At 60.8% G+C, this 20,319-nt stretch carries 19 protein-coding genes; 7 read left to right on the top strand and 12 right to left on the bottom strand.

The window, feature by feature from the left end:
• Nucleotides 1–36: 36 nt before the first annotated feature.
• From P0D80_RS10615 to P0D80_RS10635, 5 genes are all read right to left on the bottom strand, one after another.
• Complete coding sequence (locus P0D80_RS10615) at nucleotides 37–792, bottom strand: SDR family NAD(P)-dependent oxidoreductase (RefSeq protein WP_408283527.1); 756 nt, start codon at nucleotides 790–792, stop codon at nucleotides 37–39.
• 22 nt (nucleotides 793–814) lie between these two features.
• Nucleotides 815–1,117: a zinc ribbon domain-containing protein gene (locus P0D80_RS10620; RefSeq protein WP_408181016.1), complete on the bottom strand. Its 303-nt coding sequence runs from the start codon at nucleotides 1,115–1,117 to the stop codon at nucleotides 815–817.
• Entirely contained in the window at nucleotides 1,114–2,280 is a 1,167-nt protein-coding gene (locus P0D80_RS10625; RefSeq protein ID WP_408181015.1) for a thiolase family protein, read from the bottom strand. The genes P0D80_RS10620 and P0D80_RS10625 overlap by 4 nt, the downstream gene beginning before the upstream one ends.
• Nucleotides 2,281–2,303: 23 nt before the next feature.
• The gene (locus P0D80_RS10630; RefSeq protein WP_408283530.1) at nucleotides 2,304–3,647 is read right to left on the bottom strand and encodes an MFS transporter; all 1,344 of its coding nucleotides are present in this window, start codon (nucleotides 3,645–3,647) and stop codon (nucleotides 2,304–2,306) included.
• 113 nt (nucleotides 3,648–3,760) lie between these two features.
• Entirely contained in the window at nucleotides 3,761–5,383 is a 1,623-nt protein-coding gene (locus P0D80_RS10635; protein ID WP_408283533.1) for an ATP-dependent acyl-CoA ligase, read from the bottom strand.
• 87 nt (nucleotides 5,384–5,470) lie between these two features.
• On the opposite strand from P0D80_RS10635, the gene P0D80_RS10640 reads away from it, so the two are divergent.
• A complete protein-coding gene (locus P0D80_RS10640) occupies nucleotides 5,471–6,427 on the top strand; it encodes a LysR family transcriptional regulator (protein WP_408283536.1) in 957 nt (318 codons plus the stop codon).
• A 38-nt stretch (nucleotides 6,428–6,465) separates the two neighbouring features.
• On the opposite strand, the gene P0D80_RS10645 is transcribed toward P0D80_RS10640, so the two are convergent.
• On the bottom strand, nucleotides 6,466–7,011 hold the full coding sequence (locus P0D80_RS10645) for an SRPBCC family protein (RefSeq protein ID WP_408283538.1): 546 nt from the start codon (nucleotides 7,009–7,011) through the stop codon (nucleotides 6,466–6,468).
• Between the two features lie 459 nt (nucleotides 7,012–7,470).
• Between P0D80_RS10645 and P0D80_RS10650 the strand changes: the two genes are divergently transcribed.
• The 6 genes from P0D80_RS10650 (at nucleotide 7,471) to P0D80_RS10675 (ending at nucleotide 14,405) form a co-directional block, all read left to right on the top strand.
• A complete protein-coding gene (locus tag P0D80_RS10650) occupies nucleotides 7,471–7,635 on the top strand; it encodes a hypothetical protein (RefSeq protein WP_408283540.1) in 165 nt (54 codons plus the stop codon).
• Between the two features lie 48 nt (nucleotides 7,636–7,683).
• Nucleotides 7,684–8,592, top strand: coding sequence for a YncE family protein (locus tag P0D80_RS10655; protein WP_408283542.1), 909 nt, complete (start codon nucleotides 7,684–7,686; stop codon nucleotides 8,590–8,592).
• A 349-nt stretch (nucleotides 8,593–8,941) separates the two neighbouring features.
• On the top strand, nucleotides 8,942–10,609 hold the full coding sequence (locus tag P0D80_RS10660) for an alkaline phosphatase family protein (RefSeq protein WP_408283545.1): 1,668 nt from the start codon (nucleotides 8,942–8,944) through the stop codon (nucleotides 10,607–10,609).
• A 1,133-nt stretch (nucleotides 10,610–11,742) separates the two neighbouring features.
• Complete coding sequence (locus tag P0D80_RS10665) at nucleotides 11,743–12,369, top strand: dihydrofolate reductase family protein (protein WP_408283548.1); 627 nt, start codon at nucleotides 11,743–11,745, stop codon at nucleotides 12,367–12,369.
• Between the two features lie 277 nt (nucleotides 12,370–12,646).
• Nucleotides 12,647–13,492: a DUF3667 domain-containing protein gene (locus P0D80_RS10670; RefSeq protein ID WP_132378520.1), complete on the top strand. Its 846-nt coding sequence runs from the start codon at nucleotides 12,647–12,649 to the stop codon at nucleotides 13,490–13,492.
• Between the two features lie 310 nt (nucleotides 13,493–13,802).
• Entirely contained in the window at nucleotides 13,803–14,405 is a 603-nt protein-coding gene (locus tag P0D80_RS10675; protein WP_408283968.1) for a cysteine hydrolase family protein, read from the top strand.
• Between the two features lie 551 nt (nucleotides 14,406–14,956).
• Here the strand turns inward: P0D80_RS10675 and P0D80_RS10680 are convergent.
• The 6 genes from P0D80_RS10680 to P0D80_RS10705 all read right to left on the bottom strand — a co-directional run bounded on the left by P0D80_RS10680 (nucleotide 14,957) and on the right by P0D80_RS10705 (nucleotide 20,191).
• Nucleotides 14,957–15,823, bottom strand: a complete 867-nt coding sequence (locus P0D80_RS10680) for an SDR family oxidoreductase (protein WP_459252757.1) — start codon at nucleotides 15,821–15,823, stop codon at nucleotides 14,957–14,959.
• 15 nt (nucleotides 15,824–15,838) lie between these two features.
• Nucleotides 15,839–16,105 carry an OmpW/AlkL family protein gene (locus P0D80_RS10685; protein WP_408283973.1) on the bottom strand — a complete coding sequence of 89 codons (267 nt, stop codon included), beginning with the start codon at nucleotides 16,103–16,105 and terminating at the stop codon, nucleotides 15,839–15,841.
• Nucleotides 16,000–16,605, bottom strand: coding sequence for an OmpW/AlkL family protein (locus P0D80_RS10690; RefSeq protein WP_408283552.1), 606 nt, complete (start codon nucleotides 16,603–16,605; stop codon nucleotides 16,000–16,002). Before P0D80_RS10690 ends, P0D80_RS10685 begins: the two co-directional genes overlap by 106 nt.
• 64 nt (nucleotides 16,606–16,669) lie before the next feature.
• The gene (locus P0D80_RS10695; protein ID WP_408283554.1) at nucleotides 16,670–18,460 is read right to left on the bottom strand and encodes an acyl-CoA dehydrogenase C-terminal domain-containing protein; all 1,791 of its coding nucleotides are present in this window, start codon (nucleotides 18,458–18,460) and stop codon (nucleotides 16,670–16,672) included.
• A 15-nt stretch (nucleotides 18,461–18,475) separates the two neighbouring features.
• Entirely contained in the window at nucleotides 18,476–19,423 is a 948-nt protein-coding gene (locus P0D80_RS10700) for an electron transfer flavoprotein subunit alpha/FixB family protein (RefSeq protein WP_408283556.1), read from the bottom strand.
• 18 nt (nucleotides 19,424–19,441) lie between these two features.
• Entirely contained in the window at nucleotides 19,442–20,191 is a 750-nt protein-coding gene (locus P0D80_RS10705; protein ID WP_132378528.1) for an electron transfer flavoprotein subunit beta/FixA family protein, read from the bottom strand.
• Between the last annotated feature and the right edge of the window lie 128 nt (nucleotides 20,192–20,319).

The raw sequence follows: 20,319 nt of genomic DNA on the forward strand, positions 1-20,319 counted from the left end.
CCTTCTGAAAGTGTTGGTGCATCACCTACCGTTCTTTCATGCGCCGCGTGCGAGGCTCAACTGCACCGCCAGCCGGTCCGTCGCCAGGCCGGCGGCGATCTGTTGGGCCATGGCGCCGACATAGACCTCGTCGTTGCCGTCCCTCAGCGCCGCAAAAGCCGCATCGACGACCTCGGCAACTGGAATCTTCGGCGGGGGAAAATCGCGGCTCATGTCGGTGTCGACCGCGCCCGGGAGAATCGACAGCACGCGCACCCCATGCGGGGCAAGCTCGGCGCGCACGGCTTCGGTCATCCGAAGCGCAGCCGCCTTCGACGCGCAGAGCGACGCCATGGCCGGCAACGCGACGCGCGCGAGAATCGACGACATATTGACGATCGCTCCGCCACTCAGTCGCAGCGACGGCGCGAACGCGCGAATCATGTTCAGCGTGCCGAAGTAGTTGACCTCCATCTCGGCGCGCGCCGCGTTCAGATCGGTTGCGACAAGCGCAGGCTCCAGACGGTTGATGCCGGCATTGTTCACGAGGAGGTTGACATCGCTCGCCAGGGCGGCAGCGTGCGCCACCTGCTGCGCATTCGTAATGTCGAGTGCGACCGGCACGACACGCAGGTCACCGTCGTCCAGCACGCTAATGTCGCGTGCGCCCGCGTACACCTTTCGAGCACCCTGCTCCAACAGCATCTTCACGAAACACGCACCGACCCCGCGATTAGCTCCGCTCACAAACGCTACACAGCCTTCAACCTGCATCACGACCTCCGAACGTTTTACTTTGCTTTTCACGTGCATCCGCACTCGACGCCGCGCGGCCTCAAACCGCGCGGCCGACAATACGACCGGTATCGTCCACGTCGAGACTCACCGAATCGCCGGGCTGCATGCCAGCCTCGAGCCGCGCGATGACAATGGGCCCGGCGCTCGTTGTCACGCTTGCGAGATGCACATTGCCACCGCCCTGCGCGCCGACGCGATGCCGCACGACCGTCGATTCGGCAACGCTGCCGTGTTCCACCGCACATTCACGCCACTGGCCGCCGCCACATGCGGGGCAAAAATACCGAGCCGGGAATAGCGTCATCCCGCACTGGGTGCATTGAAATACCTTGAGTGTCATTGCGCACCTCGCCGGTCGCTTTCGAGTACGACAGCATTCGCGCACATCCCGTAGCGATATTCGACCATGCCGTACCCGCTCACGACCGCCAGGTGCGCGTCGGCCACCTGCCGCTCGCCCGCCGCGCCGCGCAATTGCGTGATCGCCTCGACGAGGCCATGCATGCCGCCGGCGGCGCCGGCCTGTCCCGCGGATAGTTGCCCACCCGATGTGTTGACGGCGAGCGCGCGCGAGCCGATACGAGAGATCAACTCGCGCAGGTCGCCGTCACGGGCGAAGCCAAGGTCGGCGAGCTGCACCAGCGTCATAACGGGGTAGTCGTCGTAGACGGACACCATGTCCATATCCTCCGGCGTCGCGCCGGCCTGCCGCCACAAATCACTGGCGATCGCCGCCAACGAAGTCTGCAAACCATCGCCCGCCTGGTGGTCCAGGTTGTAGCAGCATTGCAGCGCGCGCACGCGCACGTTCATCGCGTTGCGCACGAGGTCGGCGCGAGCGACGATCACCGCGTTCGCGCCACACACCACGGGCACGCAGTCGAAGCGTCCCAGCGGTTCAGCGACGATCGGCGCTTCGAGATAGTCGTCGATCGTCAACGGCGTGCGGTAGACGGCATGTGGGTTCAACGCGGCCCATGCGCGTTGCGCGACACAGAGCGCACCATAATCGCGGCGCGTCAGACCGTATCGCTTCGCGTGACGCTGCGTGAGCATGGCGAACAGGCTGTTCGGGCCACCGTTCTCCAGCGGACGCAGCCAGGTGCGTGTCGTCAGGTTGTAATGCTCGACCAGTTGTTTGAAGTCAGCCGGCTCGAAGCGGTCTCCGGATACGAGGGCAATGACATTCGCGTCGCCGTGCTGAATCGCGCGTATTGCATGCTGCAGCAGGTTGATGGCGCTCGCGCCGCCGTGACAATCGTCCATGCACCAGCGCGGGCTCAGGCCGAGTCGCCACGCAAGGTCGATCGCGTGATCGGGTGCGAGCGTGAACGATGCTACACCGAGCCCGTCTATGTCCTTCGGCGAGAAACCCGACTGAACGAGGGCCGCGCCGAATGCCTGCGCGAGCAGATCTCCCGTTGACGCAGCGCTCGCCTGTCGCTGGTACGGCACTTCCACGCCGGCCGTCAGCACGACGTTATCGAATGAGTGGGCTTGCATATCAGGAATCATCAGATCGAGCGTCAACGCACGCGCCGGGCCACGGTCTCGTGCGTGAACAGCAGCGAGATCACCGTGATCATGCCCATTGCGATCAGCAACAACGCCACCGGCCAGGCTGCGTGATAATGCGCGAGCAGCGCGGTCGCAATCAGCGGCGACAGACCGCCCGCGAACACCGACGCGATTTCATGCCCCAAGGCCATGCCCGAATAACGCACTTCGGTACTGAACAGTTCGCCCATCAGGCTCGGCTGCGTGCCGATCATCGCGCCGTGGCAAACCGCGTTACCCAGCAGAAACGCGAGCCAGATCAGCGCCGGCACCTTGGTGCCGATCAGCCAGAAGAACGGAAAAGCGATCAAGACGAAACCCGCCGCGCCGATCATGTACACGGGCTTACGGCCGATGCGATCGGACAAGCGCCCCCACAGCAGCATCGTGCCGAGTTCCAGGGTCATCGACACGATCACACCGGCCAGCATGATCTGATTCGGCACACCGATGAACTTGCCGTACACCAGCGAAAAGGCGAGCACGATGTACGAGCCGCCGTTCTCCGCGACGCGCAGGCCCATCGCCATCAGGATCTCGTTCGGGTGTTTGCGGATCACTTCGAGCACCGGCATGCGCGCTTTCTTGCCGGCCGCTTCGGCCTTCGCAAACTCGGCGCTCTCCGGCAGCTTCGAGCGGACGTAGACGCCGACACCGAAAATGACGATCGACAACAGGAACGGGATGCGCCATCCCCAGATCATGAATGCGTCCTTTGGCAGCATCTGCACGAGAAAGAACACCGCCGCCGACAGCACGAAGCCGCCGCCCACGCCGATCTGGCTCCATGCCGCGTAATAGCCACGCTTTTCGGGCGGCGCCGACTCGCTGATCATCAGCACGCCTCCGCCCCATTCGCCGCCGGCGGCGATGCCTTGCAGCAGGCGTAGAACCAGCAGCAACGCCGGCGCCCACAGGCCGACTTGCGCGTAGGTCGGCAGGAAGCCGATCAGGAAAGTCGCCGCACCCATGATCGACAGCGTCCACACCAGTGCGCCCTTGCGGCCGTAGCGATCGCCGATATGGCCGAACAGCACGCCGCCGAACGGCCGCGCCGCGAAGCCGACGGCGAAGCCCGCGAACGCGGCAAGAGTGCCGACGAGCGGATCCGTGCCCTTCGGGAAAAACAGTGCGCCGAAGACGAGTGCCGCCGCCGTGCTGTAGAGAAAAAAGTCATACCACTCGAGCGCATTGCCCACGACCGATGCGAAGACAATGCGCCGCAGCGACGTTTTGTCGACTGAACCGGCTGGCGCGGCGGCCGCGTCATCGTCGTGGGTGCTTGCGGCAGAAAACGTTCGCGTGCTTGCCATCTATGCCTCCAGCTGTGCATCTGTCGACGCACTCAATGTTGCGGATGTTTCTGCCGTGCCGTGCCATGCTCGCGCCGCGCGCGTCCATAGAACGACGGGGTGATTTGATATCGTCAGCGCTTGAGCCGGTATCCCGAGGCGTCGAGATCCCAGGTCGTCGCGGTGACACCGGTCTCGCGCAATTTGAACTTCTGGATCTTGCCGTTCTCCGTCTTCGGCAGGTCTCGCGCGAAGTCGAGATAACGTGGCACGGCGAAATACGGCAGGCGCGGTTCGCAGTAGCGAATCAGGTCGAGCGGTTCGAGCGTCTCGCCGTCGCGCAGCACGAGGGTGGCCATCACTTCATCTTCAGCGAGTGCGGACTTCACCGCGAAGACGGCCGCCGTCTCGACTGACCGGTGACTCAGCAGCACTTGTTCGACTTCAAAAGAGGAAACGTTCTCGCCGCGACGGCGGATCGTGTCCTTCAGGCGGTCGACAAAACGGTAATAACCATCGGCGTCGCGCACCACGCGATCGCCCGTATGAAACCAGAGGTTGCGCCAGGCCTCTACCGTCTTCTCCGGCATCCCCAGATAGCCGCTCGCGAATGCGAACGGCGTGTCGGCACGCAGGATCAGTTCGCCCGCTTCGCCATCCGGAACCGGCTGGTCGTGTTCGTCGACGACACGGGCATCGAAACCTGCCACGAGCTTGCCCATGTGGCCGGGACGTTGGGCGTCGATCGCGCCGCTGATCACACAGTTGGTCTCCGTCGAGCCGTAGCCGTCGACCAGCGCAATGCCGCAGCGCGCCGTGAATTCCTGCTGGAAATGGCCCGGTACGCCCGGCGCCAGCGCCACGCGCACCCGATGCTCGCGCTCGCTCGCCGTGACCGGCCGGCTGAGCAGGATCGGCACCATCGCGCCGAGCACGTAGGTCACGGTGGCGCGCGTTTCGACCAACGCGTCGAAAAACCCGCTCGCCGAAAAACGCCGGTCGGCGACGAGTTCGGCATCGTGAATCAACGCCTGGAAAAAGCTGTTGAGCGCATTCGTATGAAACAGCGGCAGGCATGTGTAGAGCACGTCGCCCGCCGCGACGCCAAGGTCACGCGCGGTGTAGTGGCCCCACCAATAGAACTGCGCGTGTGGGCAGATCACTCCTTTCGACAAGCCCGAAGTCCCGGATGTGTAAAGCACCGCGAACGGATCGCCATCGGTGAGTGCGGCTGGTGTGATCGGCTCGTCTGCCGGCGGCATCGCAGTCGTAATGTACGCAGGCTTCAGCGCATCCGCTGCGGGCTCACCAATGAGCCAGATCGTTTCCAGCGGCAGATCCTGGGCGTCGAGTGCGTGAACGACATCGACGAGATGCGCTTCCGCCACGAGCAGCCGCGCGCCGCAGTTGCGCAGAATATGTTCCAGTTGCAGCCCGCGCGATGCGGTATTGATCGGCACGACCACCGCGCCGAGCCAGCCACAGCCGAGCACGATCTCCATGAATTCGACGCGGTTCCCGCACAGCAGCGCGACGCGGTCGCCGCGTGCGACTCCTTGCGCGGCGAGTGCGCCTGCGCGGCGTGCAGCGATTGCAAGAGCGTCGGAAGCCGTCCACGTGGTCGCACGGTCCGAGAACAGCGGCGCAGTGCCGTTGCGAGCAGCGCGAGCCGCCAGCAGCGCCGGCAATGTGCGATGTGCAGCACGCCCCTGGTCCGGACTGGTACGCGGTTCGACGATGGTTTCGATAAGTCCCATGTGCTCGTGCCTCTCCTATGTATGAGGCCGAGTCTAGGTTCGGGTAGTATATCCGTCAAATTAATCAATTATGGGTGGCCCATAAATATGACTGATTTCAATAAGGTCGACCTGAACCTGCTGCGCGTGTTCCAGGTGATCCTCGAGGAACGCAGCCTCACGCGTGCCGGGCAGCAACTCGGGCTGTCCCAGCCGGCGGTCAGTTATGCCCTTGGGCGCTTGCGTGCATTGTTCGACGATCCCCTGTTCGCACGAACACCGGAGGGCATGCTGCCGACGCCGAGGGCCGAACAATTGGCCGCGCCGCTCAGCCGCGCGATTGCATCGATACGCGAGACGTTGCGTCACGGCGAACGTTTCGATCCCGCCACAAGCACGCGGGAATTTCGTCTGTCGATGTCCGATATCGGGGAACAGGTATTTCTGCCACCCATCTGCGAGAAGTTGCAACGCGTGGCGCCGCTGGTGCGGATAGCGGCTGAGCAAGTGTCGTTTGCGGATATCGAAGAGAAGCTGCGCCTGGGGCAACTGGACTTTGCGATTGGCAATCTATCTGCGCTCAAACCGGTGACGAAGTCGGCTCTTCTGTTTCACGAGCAGTATGCGTGCATGACTCGCAAGCGGCCCGGGTTGCCTGCGCGTCAATTGTCGCGGCAGAAGTTTCTGGAGTTGGCACACGTGGCCGTCGCGTCGAGTGACAGTAGCCACCTGGAGATCGACGAAGCGTTGCGGGCGCGTGGCCTGCATCGGCACATTGCGCTGCGCGTGCCGCATTTCACAGTCATTCCGCAGATCCTTCAGCGCACTGACTGGATGGTTACGTTGCCGCGCGGCGTCGCACGCGTTTTCAATGAAACGGGTCAGTTCTCGATCTATCCGCTGCCGGTGGAATTTCCAGTCATCGAGTCCTCCGTGCATTGGCATGCCACTTTCGACAACGACGAGGGCAACCGCTGGCTTCGCGAACTGGTCGTGGAGACGCTGCGCAGATCAAGTGCTGCGACTAAGGCCGAGCAAGCCGGCGATGGCGGAAGCGGAACTTGAGGATTACTCGGCCGATTGCGCTGGAATGAGCGAGGTGGCTATTGCTGCGGTGCTGCTTCCAGAAGGCTCTTCAGTCGCGAAACCGCCGTATCGGATTCCGATTGAATCCGCGCGCGCAGCACAGACCAGTTGAATATCGCGAACCATATCGACGGCGCGCGATAAGTGAATTCACGTTCGAAGCGTGTTCCGCTCGTAGTCGACGTCAGCGAGTAAGTGACTGTACCAGCCGGTCTGCCATCAATCGTTCCTTCTATCGTCCACCTGCCCGGAGGCTCCCGTGCAGCGACTGTCCACACAACGCGGCCGCGCCTGCCGGCTACGCGGAATTCCTCCGTCACCTGCTCGCCCAGATCGAGTGGATGATCAACCGAACCACTGACCGCGAGCGATGACGGATGCCAGGCGGGCCAGTGAGCCGGGGTCGTGACATAGTCGAATACGACTGTGGGAGGGCGTTGAATCGACGCAACCGTCACGATGTGCGTGTCGAGCCCGATCCGCTGCGGCAATGGGATAAGGAGCAACGCGATGGTGACGAGCACGGCCGATATTGCGGTGACGAACCGTGTACGGTTTTTCATAACGCTTTGTACTCCACGCGCTCCAGACGAAGTTATTTTACTGCGGAGTCGTGGGTCAAGCGGATCGGATGCGAGCGCTGTCGTCTTGCGTCAATAAGTGACGTGCGGTCCGGCAGTGCGGCGATCGAACGGCAGGGACTGGCCGCTCACCGTCTCATGCATTCGGCACAAGTCGGCGGCCGGCATGTCACCACCACCTCTATGGAAGCTTCAGATTCATTACAGGTATAGCGTCCACGTAATGTAGACCATAAATAAGTTTTACTTTCCGATTTTCCGTCGCGCCGCCATTGTGTGAGCCGGACAGCCAGTCGCGGCTATTTCTTCAGATAGCCATTTCTTAAGATTCCTTAAGAAATGGTTCGTTGCTCGTCGTCACTCGGGAGCGGGAGAAATTTTAGTACTCGGGCCGATCCCTGGACTGACGGTCAAGCCAATAAACGGAAAGGAGACGAATTGATGCAAAATCGCCTGATAGCCTTGATGTTGCTCGCTGCGGCTGCAGTGGCCGGCTGCGGAGGTGGAGACAATGTCAGCGCACCGACACCGCCAAAGCTACTGACGAACATCGCCGTGCCCAATGCTTCGAGCCCACCATTCAGTTTCGATATCGGCTACGTCTAGGCCGGCAAGTACTTTCTTACCGACCGCAATAACAAAGCAGTCGATGTCGTGGACACCCAATCGAACACGTTGATCGCACAGATCCCTGGGCCATTCATCGGTGCCGGCGCCACAACCAATGAGTCCGGTCCCGACGGAATTGTCGGGATCACCGGCACGAACACGATCTATGTCGGCGACGTCGACTCAGTCAAGGTGATCGATACGGCTGCGCAAAAGACCGTCAACACAATCGCCATCAGCAATTCCGGATCGCGCGTCGATGAGGGTTGCTACGATCCTGACGATCATCTCGTGATGTACGCGAGCCCCGGAGACTCGCCGCCGTTCGTCACATTCATTTCCACGCTGACACAAAAGGCGGTGGTAAAGCTTCCTTTCAACGGTTCGTCGGGGCTCGAAGCGTGCACCTATGATCCCGTCTCGAAGAGCTTTTTGATCAACAATGACGGGACTTCTGCCAATCCCGACGGCGAGCTCGATGTCATCACCGCCATTTCCGCAGTGACGGGCAGCCCCTCTGTCAGCAAGTCGTTCCCACTAGGGAAATGCGCACCGGCGGGAATCGTGCTTGGCCCGAATAACGACGTGCTCATTGGCTGCGATCCGCCGGCTGGCGACCCGCTCATCACGCTGATCCTCGATCGTGCGAGTGGCGCAATTCAAGCCAGCTTGCCATTTGGCGGGGTGGACCAGGTCAATTACGATCCGGCTTCCAACCGCTATTTCCTGCCGGCCCGGCACTACGTCACGAACGGTACCGCTGCAGCGTCAGGTTTTAGCCCGCAGATGGGCGTGATCGATGGCGCGTCACGGCAGTTGCTCTTCAAGATTCCGGTGGGCACGGGGGCGCATTCTGTCGCCGTCGACAGCATGCGCGGGCAAGTGTATGTGCCATTCCAGCCCGGCGCGGCAGGATTTCCTAACGGCGGTATCTCGGTGTTCTCGACCCGCTAGTTCTACGATGTGGATCATTGTCTAGCGGGCCGGATTGGATGACGATTGCCGCAGGCTCGGTTTCAACACGAGTGAATAGGCGCTCCCACCAACGCTCCACGATCCGGTGGGTTACGGGTCTGGTGCGCCGGTGGTGGCCGTCTTTCATCGCAGCTCAACATTTCACTAGATCATCCATTCCTTAAGGAAACCTTAAGGAAGACGCTTATGGCGCGGTTTCTTTTTCCCATCGCACAAGTCGCTCATGAGTTATGAAATCGAAAGCGTCGATTCATCCGGACGACTCAATTCCACTGCACATTCTTTCCCGCATTACCAAATATTTCGTGGCAACCTAAAAGGACGGGAAATGAAGACGATCAGGATTGGAAAGCGTACGCAAATCGCCGTTGGCGTGGGAGTTGTCTTGCTTGCCGGACTGTACTCGGCAGGCGCAACGGCGGCCGATGAACACGATCGTGAGCATGAATCGGTGAAGCATGTGCTGCTGATTAGCTTCGATGGTTTGCATGAGCAGGACGTCGCACGCTGCGTCGGATCGAATGCATGTCCGAATCTTGCGTTGCTGGCCAAGTCGGGGACGACCTACACCAACGCGCACACGCCTGGCGTTTCGGATTCGTTCCCGGGCCTCGCGGCGCTCATCACCGGTGGCTCGCCCAAATCCGCGGGCCTGTTCTACGACGTATCCTATGACCGCACGCTCTATGCGCCGTCCGATACCAGTTGTACAGGCAAGCAAGGCTGGAATGTCGTATTCGACGAGACTACTGGCATCGACGGCGAGAACGGCGGCGCACTGACGCACCTCGACGGCGGTGGCGCGTTCAATCCGCAGGCCATCCCGCATGCTTTGCTCAATGGTGTCTGTACGCCCGTCTATCCGCACAATTATGTGAAGACCAACACGATCTTCGAAGTGGTCAAACACAACGTGAAGGGCGCTCGCACTGCCTGGGCAGACAAACATGCATGGGGCTACGACTGGCTCAATGGACCGTCTGGCAAAGGCGTCGACGATCTTTCGCGCACCGAGATCAATTCGATTGATCCGGCCACCAACACGAACTACACCGACGTCTACACGCACACGGAACAGTTCGACAATTTCCACGTGCAGTCGCTGATCAATGAAATTGACGGCAAGGATTCGACAGGCCAATCCAACGCCGACGTACCCACGGTGTTTGGGACCAACTTCCAGACTTTGAGCGTCGCCCAGAAGGCAACGGTCGCGACTGGCGGCGGCTATCTGGATGCGAGTTTCACGCCGGGTCCGCAGGTCACCAACGCGATTGCTTATCTGGACAACGCCTTGGGTCGCATCGTATCCGAACTGAAGCAGCGCAACCTCTATTCGTCGACGGCAATCATCGTCACGGCGAAGCACGGGCAGTCCCCGACCGACCATTCGAAGCTCGTGAAGAACGGCGATACGCTCTCGAAACTGCTTGAAGCAAACAACTATCTGGACCCGAACGGCAACTTCGGGCAGAACAGTACGAAGAGCGGCAACCTCAATGACGGAACGGGGCTCGTGGGTACGGGTTTCGTGCAGACCGATGACGTCGGTCTGATCTGGTTGCGCGATCAAAGCCAACTGCCTACTGTCGTGAAGACCTTGAAAGACAACCTGAGCTGCAACGCCCCCGGCATTTGTGCGGACGGCCCGCAGGCGTACGTTTTGTATGGCCCGCAACTGGCCGGCCGGTTCGGCGATCCGGCACGCGGACGCACACCAGACATCGTCGTCCAGCCGAACCCGGGGGTCATCTATACATCGAGTACGGCCAAGGACGAAGAGCACGGCGGCAACGCTCCCGACGACAGCCATCTCGGTCTCGTGATCTACGTGCCTCACGGCCATCACGCTGGACGGACGAACGACGAGCGTGTGCTGACCACGCAGGTTGCGCCGACGATCCTGCGTTTGCTCGATCTGGAGCCTGATCTGCTGCACTCGGTCGCTATTGAAGGAACGCGTGCGCTGCCGGAGTTCGATCGCGAGCGCTTTTAGGCGAACGGCTGTGCTGTGCCGCTAGTGGATCACGGCACTTGGGCGATGCGATTCTTTGGAACGTATAGCGGTCCTGTATCGTGTCGTCGGTAGATTGTGGCCGGCCTGGAGACCTCCCTGGCCGGCCATTCAATTGGGCGGGCAACAATGGTCAGGACGAAGCGCCGATCGGCGTAGAAGCAACGGTTCAGTCGCGGAGTACCAGCGAACTGGCGCTCCGCGAACAAGCTGATCAACCACCGCGATACATCGGGTTGATGCTATCACCCGGGGCACGCCGACCGGATTGCGACTTGCCCGATTCGCTACCGCCGACGCCACCGTGGCTCCCGTCAACCACGCTGCCGTGGCCTTCTGCCGTCGCCTTCGTGTGAGCGGTTTGACTGCGGTGCGATACTGACGCACCGACATCGCTTCGATAGGAGGAAGTCTGATCGTCACCGCCCGCGAAGGCGGGTGCAACCAGCAATGCGGAGCTTGCGACTAACAGAGCGGCGATAGGTCTCGCTTTCATGACGACTCCAATGAGCTTGTTGAACCGTCGAACGCACCCGGATCAGGTCCATAGCGGCGCGCTATGGTCAACGTGGATGGGTCGACGTGTCGGACTTTGCCGCGCGCTAACAAAGTGGCTCAAACGAACAACAGGTTCTCGGAATCTGCGCTATCCATGCTGATGCCGTGGCGGTAGCACCAAACTGTCCGTCGTTGTGCCCACCGCTATAAATGCATGGGTTGTGCCAAGCCTGATTCGCTCATCTTCCGAGCGTCCCTAACTGCCTGAAAACAAACAATGTTGACCTCGACCACTCGGGCGTTTGCAGCTGGATCTAGCTGCGACGGCGTCTGGCTATAGACAACGTTTTTCGAGCGTCTGTGTGCGGTCACCCAACACAAAGTCCGTGCACTCAAGCGACGAGTGGCTCTGGACGAACCAAGCGGAGATCGTGTAGGAGGTCCGCTCAGGTGAGGGTTAACATTGATTCAAGCCGACGCCGCTTCGCGGCACTGCTCAATTCAGCGTTAGGCTTGGCGCGGCCAGCGCGTGTTGACCGCTGGGCGGGTTGTCGATCCACATGCGATTCGTTCGTCGTGTCTACGGACCGACCGGGTCCGTCGACTTCGAGGACATTATGCGCAAGCTCACTGTTTCCGCTTTCATCAGTCTGGATGGTGTAATTCAAGCCCCTGGCGGGCCTGGAGAAGACCCCAGCGGCGATTTCCGCCTTGGTGGCTGGATCGTTCCTTATGCTGACGAAGCCATCGGCCAAAACTTGCAAGACCTGCTCTCGCAGCCGTTCGAGTTGCTATTGGGGCGTTGCACCTACGACATATTCGCGGCGTATTGGCCGCGTGTACCGGCCGATTCAAGCAGCCGCACCATCGCTGATCCGTTCAACCGCGTACCTAAGCACGTAGCCACACATCGATCCGGCACCCTTGACTGGCAGAACAGTCATGCGCTGGAGGGCGACCTTGCCGACGCGATACGCGCGCTTAAACTTCAGGACGGCGCCAATCTATTGACGTTTGGCAGCAGCGACATGGTGCGCCAACTGCTCGTAGCCGGCTTGGTGGACGAGCTTTGGCTTGTGATTTACCCCATCATACTTGGGCGCGGCAAGCGCTTGTTCGGCGACGACGCACTAGCGTCTGCCTTCACTCTGGCGCACTCGACCAGCACGCCTGGCGGCGTGCTGATTACCCGCTATGTGCGCGACGGCGAGGTGCGCACAGGAACGTTCGAAGAAGTCAATTGACACCCCCTGCAGTAAGAACCTGCAATCTTGCACACTCTCCCGCGGCACGAATTGCAGCCTCACAAATCATTCAAGCCGAACCCGTTTCACGGGTTCGCTTTATTCGGGCGTTCGCGCCTTGATGCCCGCTTCTGGGCCGGGCACTGACGCGCATGAATGTGATCTGGGTCTTGAAAGGCGCAAACTCTGGCGAGGTGCGCAGCTTTGCGCAGATGATAGGCCGCCGCGCTCGCAACCAACTGTATCTGTATGTGCGAGCGGTCCAACGGAGAAAGTCATGTCTTCGATCGAACCCTGGACATGTCCGACGTGTGCCAATCACGTCACCACGCCTTTCTGTCCGCAGTGCGGCGAGAGCCCACTTCGGCCGCCCGACCTTACGCTGCGTGCGATCGGCGCGAAGGTCCTGCACGCGGCGACAAGCATCGATGGGCGCCTGATTAGCACGATGTGGGTCCTGCTACGCCACCCAGGCGAGTTGACCGTCGCGCATCTGAATGGGAAGCGGATGCCTTATGTGCCCCCGTTCCAGCTGTTTCTCATCGCGAACGCCTTCTTCTTTGCGATGCAGTCGCTTACCGATACCCAGATCTTCGGCTCGACTCTGGAGTCGCACCTCCATCACCAGGACTGGAGTTCGCTCGCGCAGTCGTTGGTGGCGGAACGCGTCGCAAAACTGGGAACGAGCCTGCGCCAGTACACGACCACTTTCGACCGTGCGGCAGTGCTCAATGCCAAGTCACTGATCATTCTCATGGTCGTTCCGTTCACTTTGTTGTTGTGGATGACCTCTCTGCGGGCACGCAAGCCGTTTGTTGCCTTCGTCTATTTCTCACTCCATCTCTATACGTTCTTGTTATTGCTGTTCTCGCTCGCGCTAGCCATCGCGGCCATTGAGGTCCGTCTGGGTGGTCTCGGGCTCGATTCACCCAATGTCGACAACATTCTTTCGATCATCAATCTTGGACTCTGCGGCGGCTATTTGTTTTTCGCGTTGAAACCCGTCTTCGGTTCTCACGGTATAACGCGCCTCGTCAAGGCGGCGACGATGACGCTGGCGGCTGGCCTGATCGTTCTTGGCTATCGATTCGCGATCTTTCTGATCACGTTATATACGGCATGACGGTTGAACATTTTTGCACGCTGCGTTTTCCAGATAACGCCGTATACACCACTGCAAGAAGCCAGCCGGTCCTCGACACTGGACAGGTGGTCGGAAAACTTTCTCAGCCAAGCCAGGATGGATAAGGCGCAACCAGACGCTCGAACGATTCGCCATTGGCTGAATCGGCCAACGCCACCACGCTTCGTTTCTCGAAACTTCGCTTCAAGGTGCTCGTGGTAGAGTCGAGCATCTTTTTCCTTATCGCGTAGCCCTTATGTCGCCACGCATTGAATCCGGACCCGTCGATCCGGCGGATCACCAACAGGACATGGGAAGCGCCGCCGCGGCGCAAAGCTTGAACATGCAGATTCCAGCGATCGTTCCAGCGCAAACCGCTCTAGTGGTCATGCATTACCAGACCGACATCCTTGGGCTATTTCCATCGGTCGCACCCGCGCTGCTCGCCAATACACGCAAACTGTGTGACGCCGCGCGGGCCAAAAGTGTCAGCGTCTATTTCGCCAACATCCACTTTAGTCCAGGCTATCCGGAAGTCAGTCCGTTGAACAAAAACGGACAGGGAATCAAGCAACTGGGTCTTTTCATCGACGACGAGATCGCGCCGGAACTCGGCCAGCAAGCCACTGAACCGCTCATCATCGCGCATCGCGCAAGCGTGTTCTTTGGTACCGACCTGCAGGCGCGGCTTTCCGCGCAGGGGATCGATACGCTGCTCATGGTGGGCATAGCGTCGACCGGTGTCGTACTGTCGTCGGTTGCGTACGCGAGCGATGCGGACTTCCGCTTATTCACGGTCAAGGATTGCTGCTACGACCCGGATCAGGTCGTGCACGATCATCTTTTTTCAACGGCGTTCGATTCGCGCACGACGGTGCTCTCGCTCGCTGATGCTTTGTCGTTGCTTGCCTAGCAGTGCCGGCTTCAAGAAAACAGCGGTAAAGATTCAACTGCCGTTTGCCGCCGACGCCGCGAAGCCGTGGATCGACTGCTTCGAGAGGGAGTTTGCTCGCCGACCGAGCCGAGTCGTTTGTTGAGATCCGACAGGGCTTTGCAGACAGACGTGCGATCGGGCATTCCGGCCAATGCCAGTTCAAGCCGGTTCAGTAATTCCGGCAGACTCGATTCCCCAGTCATCTTTCCTGCGAACTTCCGCTTCCGCATAAGACCACTCCCTGATTCGGCAGACGCTGTACGCTAACGTCACCATACATCTTCAAGATCCAGCGACATCTGTTGCTTCGTGTTTACGCCAGCAGATCCGTCGGATGCCTCTCCCTTTGGCAATGCCGGTTTTAACACATCAAGGTGAAAAATCACGTCGGCTGATCGCGATGCACACCGGTGACGGCGAACGGCACCTCATGCTACCAGGTCGGCAGGCACGCGTCCAGGCAGGTCCGGGAAGCTCGACCTCCAGAAAGGCGTCATCATCTGCCGGGGTTTTCGAAGTCCAGCCTCATTTCATCTCGCTTGCATGCGCAGCATCTGTTCCGCGCCTATGTTGAACAACGCCGAACCGGCCAGGTTCTGGCCGCCATCGCAAACCATCACGCAGCCCGAAATATAGGAAGCGAGCGGCGAAGCGAGGAAAACCGCGCTCTGGCCGATGTCATCCACCGTGCCCATGCGCCGCAGCGGAATGGCGTTCACGAACTCTTCGTATCGCTCCGCGCTCAACAGCCGCTTCATGCCTTCGGTCCCCTCGATGGGTCCGGGGACGATGCTGTTCGTGCGAATACCATAGCGCCCCCACTCCAGCGCCAGGTTTCTCATCAACATATCGATGCCTGCCTTGGCGGCACCCACATGCACCTGGAAGGCGTGCGGCATGTACGCCATGCCTGCGGAAATGTAGATGATGGCGCCCTGTGTCTCCTTCAACTGCTCGAAGGCCGCCCGTGAGGCGTTGAAGGCTCCAAGCAGATCAATATCGATGACCGTCTTGAAGCCGTTGGCGGAGAGCTTCTCCGCCGGGGCCAGGAAATTGCCGGCCGCGCCGCAGACCAGCACGTCCATGGGACCCAATTCCGCCCTGCTCCTCGCGAAGGCCGCTTCCAGCGCGGCGAAATCACGCACGTCGGCAACGATAGGGCAAACCGTGGCGCCGAGTGCGCGCAGTTCCGTCGCAGCCGTATCCAGCTTTTCCTGAGTGCGGCCGCAGATGGCCACCTGGGCGCCCAAGGCGGCGAAGTTCTTCGCCACGCCGAGATTGATGCCGCTGCTGCCACCGGTGATGAAAACGGTTTTGCCTGCGAACAGGTCGTTCGACAGGTATCGAGTGACTCGCATGCTTCCCTCCTGGTTATACGCCCTCGTACCGAAGGGCATCACTGAACGATTCGGCTAGAACCGGTAGCCGATCCCCACGAAACCGATCCACGGATTCGCCGTAATGCGCGTCCTGTTGGTCAGCACGGTTTGCCCGTTGGCCGCGACAGCAGTGATCGTCGCATTCGTCTTGAGCGGCATATACGTCACCGATGCGGTGGCGTACCAGTTCTTGCTTAAGTTATAGGAGACACCCGCATTGAATGCCGGATTCCATGACGGACTGAGCGATGCCTTAACGTCCCCCCAGGCCCGGCGACCGTGTGCAACGCACCATTGAATGTCGGATTGAGCTGGACCGCCGTGTACCAAGTGTAGTTGACACCCACACCGAGGAAAGGACGCACCTTCGCCTGCGCCGCGCCAAAGTAGTACTTGAGGAAAAGAACCGGCGGCCACGCTCTGGTTGTCGCGAGCGGTTGCAGATTGCCCAGTCCGAGGGAGGGACCACCGGGACCGAACGGCGTCACCGTACCCTGCGCGTAGAGTTTGAGCTTCGGCGGCACGCCGGTCGCCAGATCGATCGCGATGTTGTCCGTGATGAAATACGTGAACGCCGTCTCGACCGTCCAGGTATTGTGTATCTGGCCAGTCGTCCCCGATGAGGTGAAGGTGCCTGCCGCCGAAGTGCTTTGCAATGGCGTTGCCGACGACATGCCATAGTCAATCCATGTGCCGCCGCCAGTCGCGATGAAACTACCCGCACTTTGGGCCAGTGCGCCGGCGCACATTACCCCTGTCAATAAGGGCAGATACCTGACTTTCTTCACCTTTTCCTCCATTTTATATTTTGCATAACGAACTTATATAGACTCGTTATTTTTTCAAATCATTTGAACACCCGGATCAGAATTGTTCGATGGCGATATCCGACGCGCTGGATGCGCCTGAGCGGATCATCTCCAGATGCGAATTCGCTTTGGGCAGTATCTTGTCCGCGTAAAACCGTACCGTCGCGATCTTCGCTTCGTGGAACGCCGGATCTTCGCCCGCAGCGCATTTTCTCGACGCGGCCAGCGCGGCGCGCGCCATCTGCCATCCACCGCACACATAGCCGGTGAGCATCAGATAGTCGAATGAACTGGCCAACGCTTCGTCAACGGCTTTCGCCAGGGCTCGAAGCATCCACCCGGTCGCGTCCTCCAACGCCTGCACGCCGGTGGCCACCGCGGCGCCGACCGGGAAAAGCCGCGTATCCGTGCTGCGCTCCAGTTCAAGCGCGAGCTCGCGCATCTCCGCAATCAGCTCAGCCATTGCCGCCCCTTGGTCCGCGGCGAGCTTGCGGCCTGCAAGGTCGGCTGCCTGGATGCCCGTCGTACCCTCGTAGATGGTTGAAATGCGGGCGTCGCGCAGGTGCTGGCATGCGCCGGTCTCTTCGATGTACCCCATCCCGCCGTGCACCTGTACGCCAAGCGACGCGATCTCCTGACCCAGTTCAGTGCACCAACCCTTCAGGACCGGGATCAGCAGATCGACCCGGGTCTGATAGCGGTTGCGTTCGCCGGCGTCCGGGTGCCGGTGCGCGTAATCCGCATTGGCCGCCATCACATAGGCGAAGCCTCGCATCGCTTCCACCTGAGCTTTCATCGTCAGCAACATGCGCCGCACGTCCGGATGTTGAATGATCGCCACCGCAGTGCTCGACTTGCTCGCGGCCGGCTTGCCCTGAATGCGCTCTTTCGCGTATTCCCGCGCCTGTTGATACGCGCGCTCGGCCATCGCGAGCCCTTGAATGCCGACCTTCTGGCGGGCCTCGTTCATCATCGTGAACATATGCGCGAGGCCCTTGTTTTCCTGCCCGACCAGATAGCCGATCGCGCCATTCTGATCGCCGAAACTCATCACGCAGGTCGGACTCGCGTGAATGCCGAGCTTATGTTCGAGGGACACGCAGTGCACATCGTTGCGTTGTCCCAGCGAGCCGTCGGCGTTCACGAGAAACTTGGGCACCAGGAAAAGCGAAATGCCGCGCACGCCTTCGGGCGCATCGGGCGTGCGCGCCAGCACGAGATGGATGACATTGCCGGTCATGTCATGATCGCCCCACGTGATGAAAATCTTCTGGCCGTGCAGGCGATAGTGATCTCCCTCAGGCACCGCTTTCGTACGAACGGCCGCAAGGTCCGAACCGGCTTGCGACTCGGTCAGATTCATCGTGCCGGTCCACTCGCCGCCAATCAGGTTTGGCAAGTAGCGGGCCTTGAGTTCCTGTGAGCCGTGCAGTCGCAATGCCTCCGTGGCACCCGCCGTCAACAGCGGGCACAGGGCGAAGGACATGTTGGCGGAGTTCCACATCTCCACGGTCGCCGCATGCAGCAGTTCGGGCAGACCTTGACCGCCGTAATCAGGATCGCCACTGAGCCCGTTCCAGCCTCCCTCGACGAATTGGTGGTAGGCCGCCCCGAATCCGTCTGCCGCGACGACGCCATCGCGCGTCAGGCGCGCACCCTGCTCGTCACCGGTCTTGTTGAGCGGGGCAAGCACTTCGGTGGCGAACTTTGCGGCCTCCTCGAGCACTGCGCCGGCGAGTTCCGGCGTCGCGTCCTCAAGGGCCGGTAGCGACGATAAAGCGTCGAGGCCGGCCAACTCGTTCATTACGAAATGCATGTCGCGCAACGGCGCAATATAGGTGGTCATCATTTACTCCTGGAATCAGTTCTTTTGCTGCTTGTCCAGTTCACGCGACAACTCTGGCAGCACCTTGAAGAGGTCGCCGACGAGGCCGTAGTCCGCAATCTGGAAGATGGGTGCTTCTTCGTCCTTGTTGATCGCCACGATCACCTTCGAGTCCTTCATGCCGGCCAGATGCTGGATCGCGCCCGATATGCCCACCGCGATATAAAGCTGCGGAGCGATGACCTTGCCGGTCTGTCCCACCTGATAGTCATTGGGCACGAAACCGGCATCCACCGCGGCACGGGATGCGCCGACCGCCGCGCCGAGCCGGTCAGCGATCTCGTCGAGGAGCGCGAAGCTCTCGCTGGAACCCATGCCTCTGCCGCCCGAGATGACGCGCTGCGCGGCGGTGAGTTCAGGACGTTCGGAGCGGGTCAGTTGCTGGCTTACGAAGCGGGAAGCCGAAACCTCCGCGGCCGGCGCGACCGATTCGATCACCGCGGCGCCCCCTTCGGCCGGCGCCGCGGCGAAGGCCGTGGTCCGAACCGTCAGGACCTTGATGCGATCCGCGCTTCGCACCGTAGCCAGCACGTTCCCCGCGTAGATGGGACGCACGAACGTATCCGCCGACTCCACCGCCACGATCTCCGAGACCTGCGCGACGTCGAGCAGCGCTGCGACGCGCGGCATCACGTTCTTCGCCGAAGTGGTGGCGGGCGCGAACAGGTGGCTGTAGCCCGGAGCCAGTCCGACAATGAGCGCGGCCAGGTTCTCAGCCAACGCGTGCTCATATTGCGCGGCGTCGGCCACGCGCACGCGGGCCACGCCTGCGATGCTGGCCGCCTGCTCCGCGACTCTCCCGCATTGAAATCCCGCCACGAGCACATGAATTTCGTCGCCGAGGCGGGCGGCAGCGGTGATGGCGCTCAGGGTCGCTGCCTTGAGCGTTTGATTGTCGTGTTCTGCAACAACGAGTACGGACATGTTTGTCTCCTCTTTTCTCTAGATCACACGCGCAACGTTCTTCAGCTTTTCCACCAATTCGGCGGCGTCGGTGACGCGGATGCCCGCCTCGCGTTTCGCGGGCTCGGCCAGCTTGAGCGTCGTCAGCCTCGGCGTGACGTCGACACCGAGGGCATCGGGCGTCACGACATCGAGAGGCTTTTTCTTCGCCTTCATGATGTTGGGCAGCGTTGCGTAACGCGGCGTGTTGAGCCGGAGATCGGCGGTGATCACAGCAGGCAGATCGACCTCGATCGTTTCCAGCCCGCCGTCGATCTCGCGCGTCACCGTCGCCTTCCCGGCTTCCACGACCACCTTCGATGCGAACGTGGCCTGCGGCAAGCCGAGCAGCGCAGCGAGCATCTGGCCGACCTGGTTGGCGTCGTCGTCGATGGCCTGTTTGCCGAGCATCACCAGTTGCGGCTGCTCCTTGTCGACCAGCGCCTTCAGCAGCTTGGCTACGGCGAGCGGCTGCAGTTCCGCCTCGGTCTCGACCAGGATGGCGCGGTCGGCGCCGATCGCCATCGCAGTGCGCAACGTTTCCTGGCACGCCTGCACGCCGCAAGAGACCACGACCACCTCCGTGGCTGCACCGGCTTCTTTGAGCCGCACGGCCTCCTCCACGGCAATCTCGTCGAACGGGTTCATCGACAGCTTCACGTTGGCGATGTCGACGGCACTACCGTCGGCCTTCACACGAACCCTCACATTGGCGTCGACGACGCGCTTGACGGGAACAAGTACTTTCATTGGCTACTCCGTTTGACAAAAACGCTCCGCCCGGCCGGCCAGGAGCCGGTCGATTCAGGTGCATGGAGGCACGGTCCGTCGATTCGATCTCGACTACGCGTGCGCGGTATTCGGTAAGCTGCCCAGAT

Origin of the sequence: Paraburkholderia sp. RL17-373-BIF-A (assembly GCF_046030175.1) — a bacterium.
Lineage (GTDB): Bacteria > Pseudomonadota > Gammaproteobacteria > Burkholderiales > Burkholderiaceae > Paraburkholderia.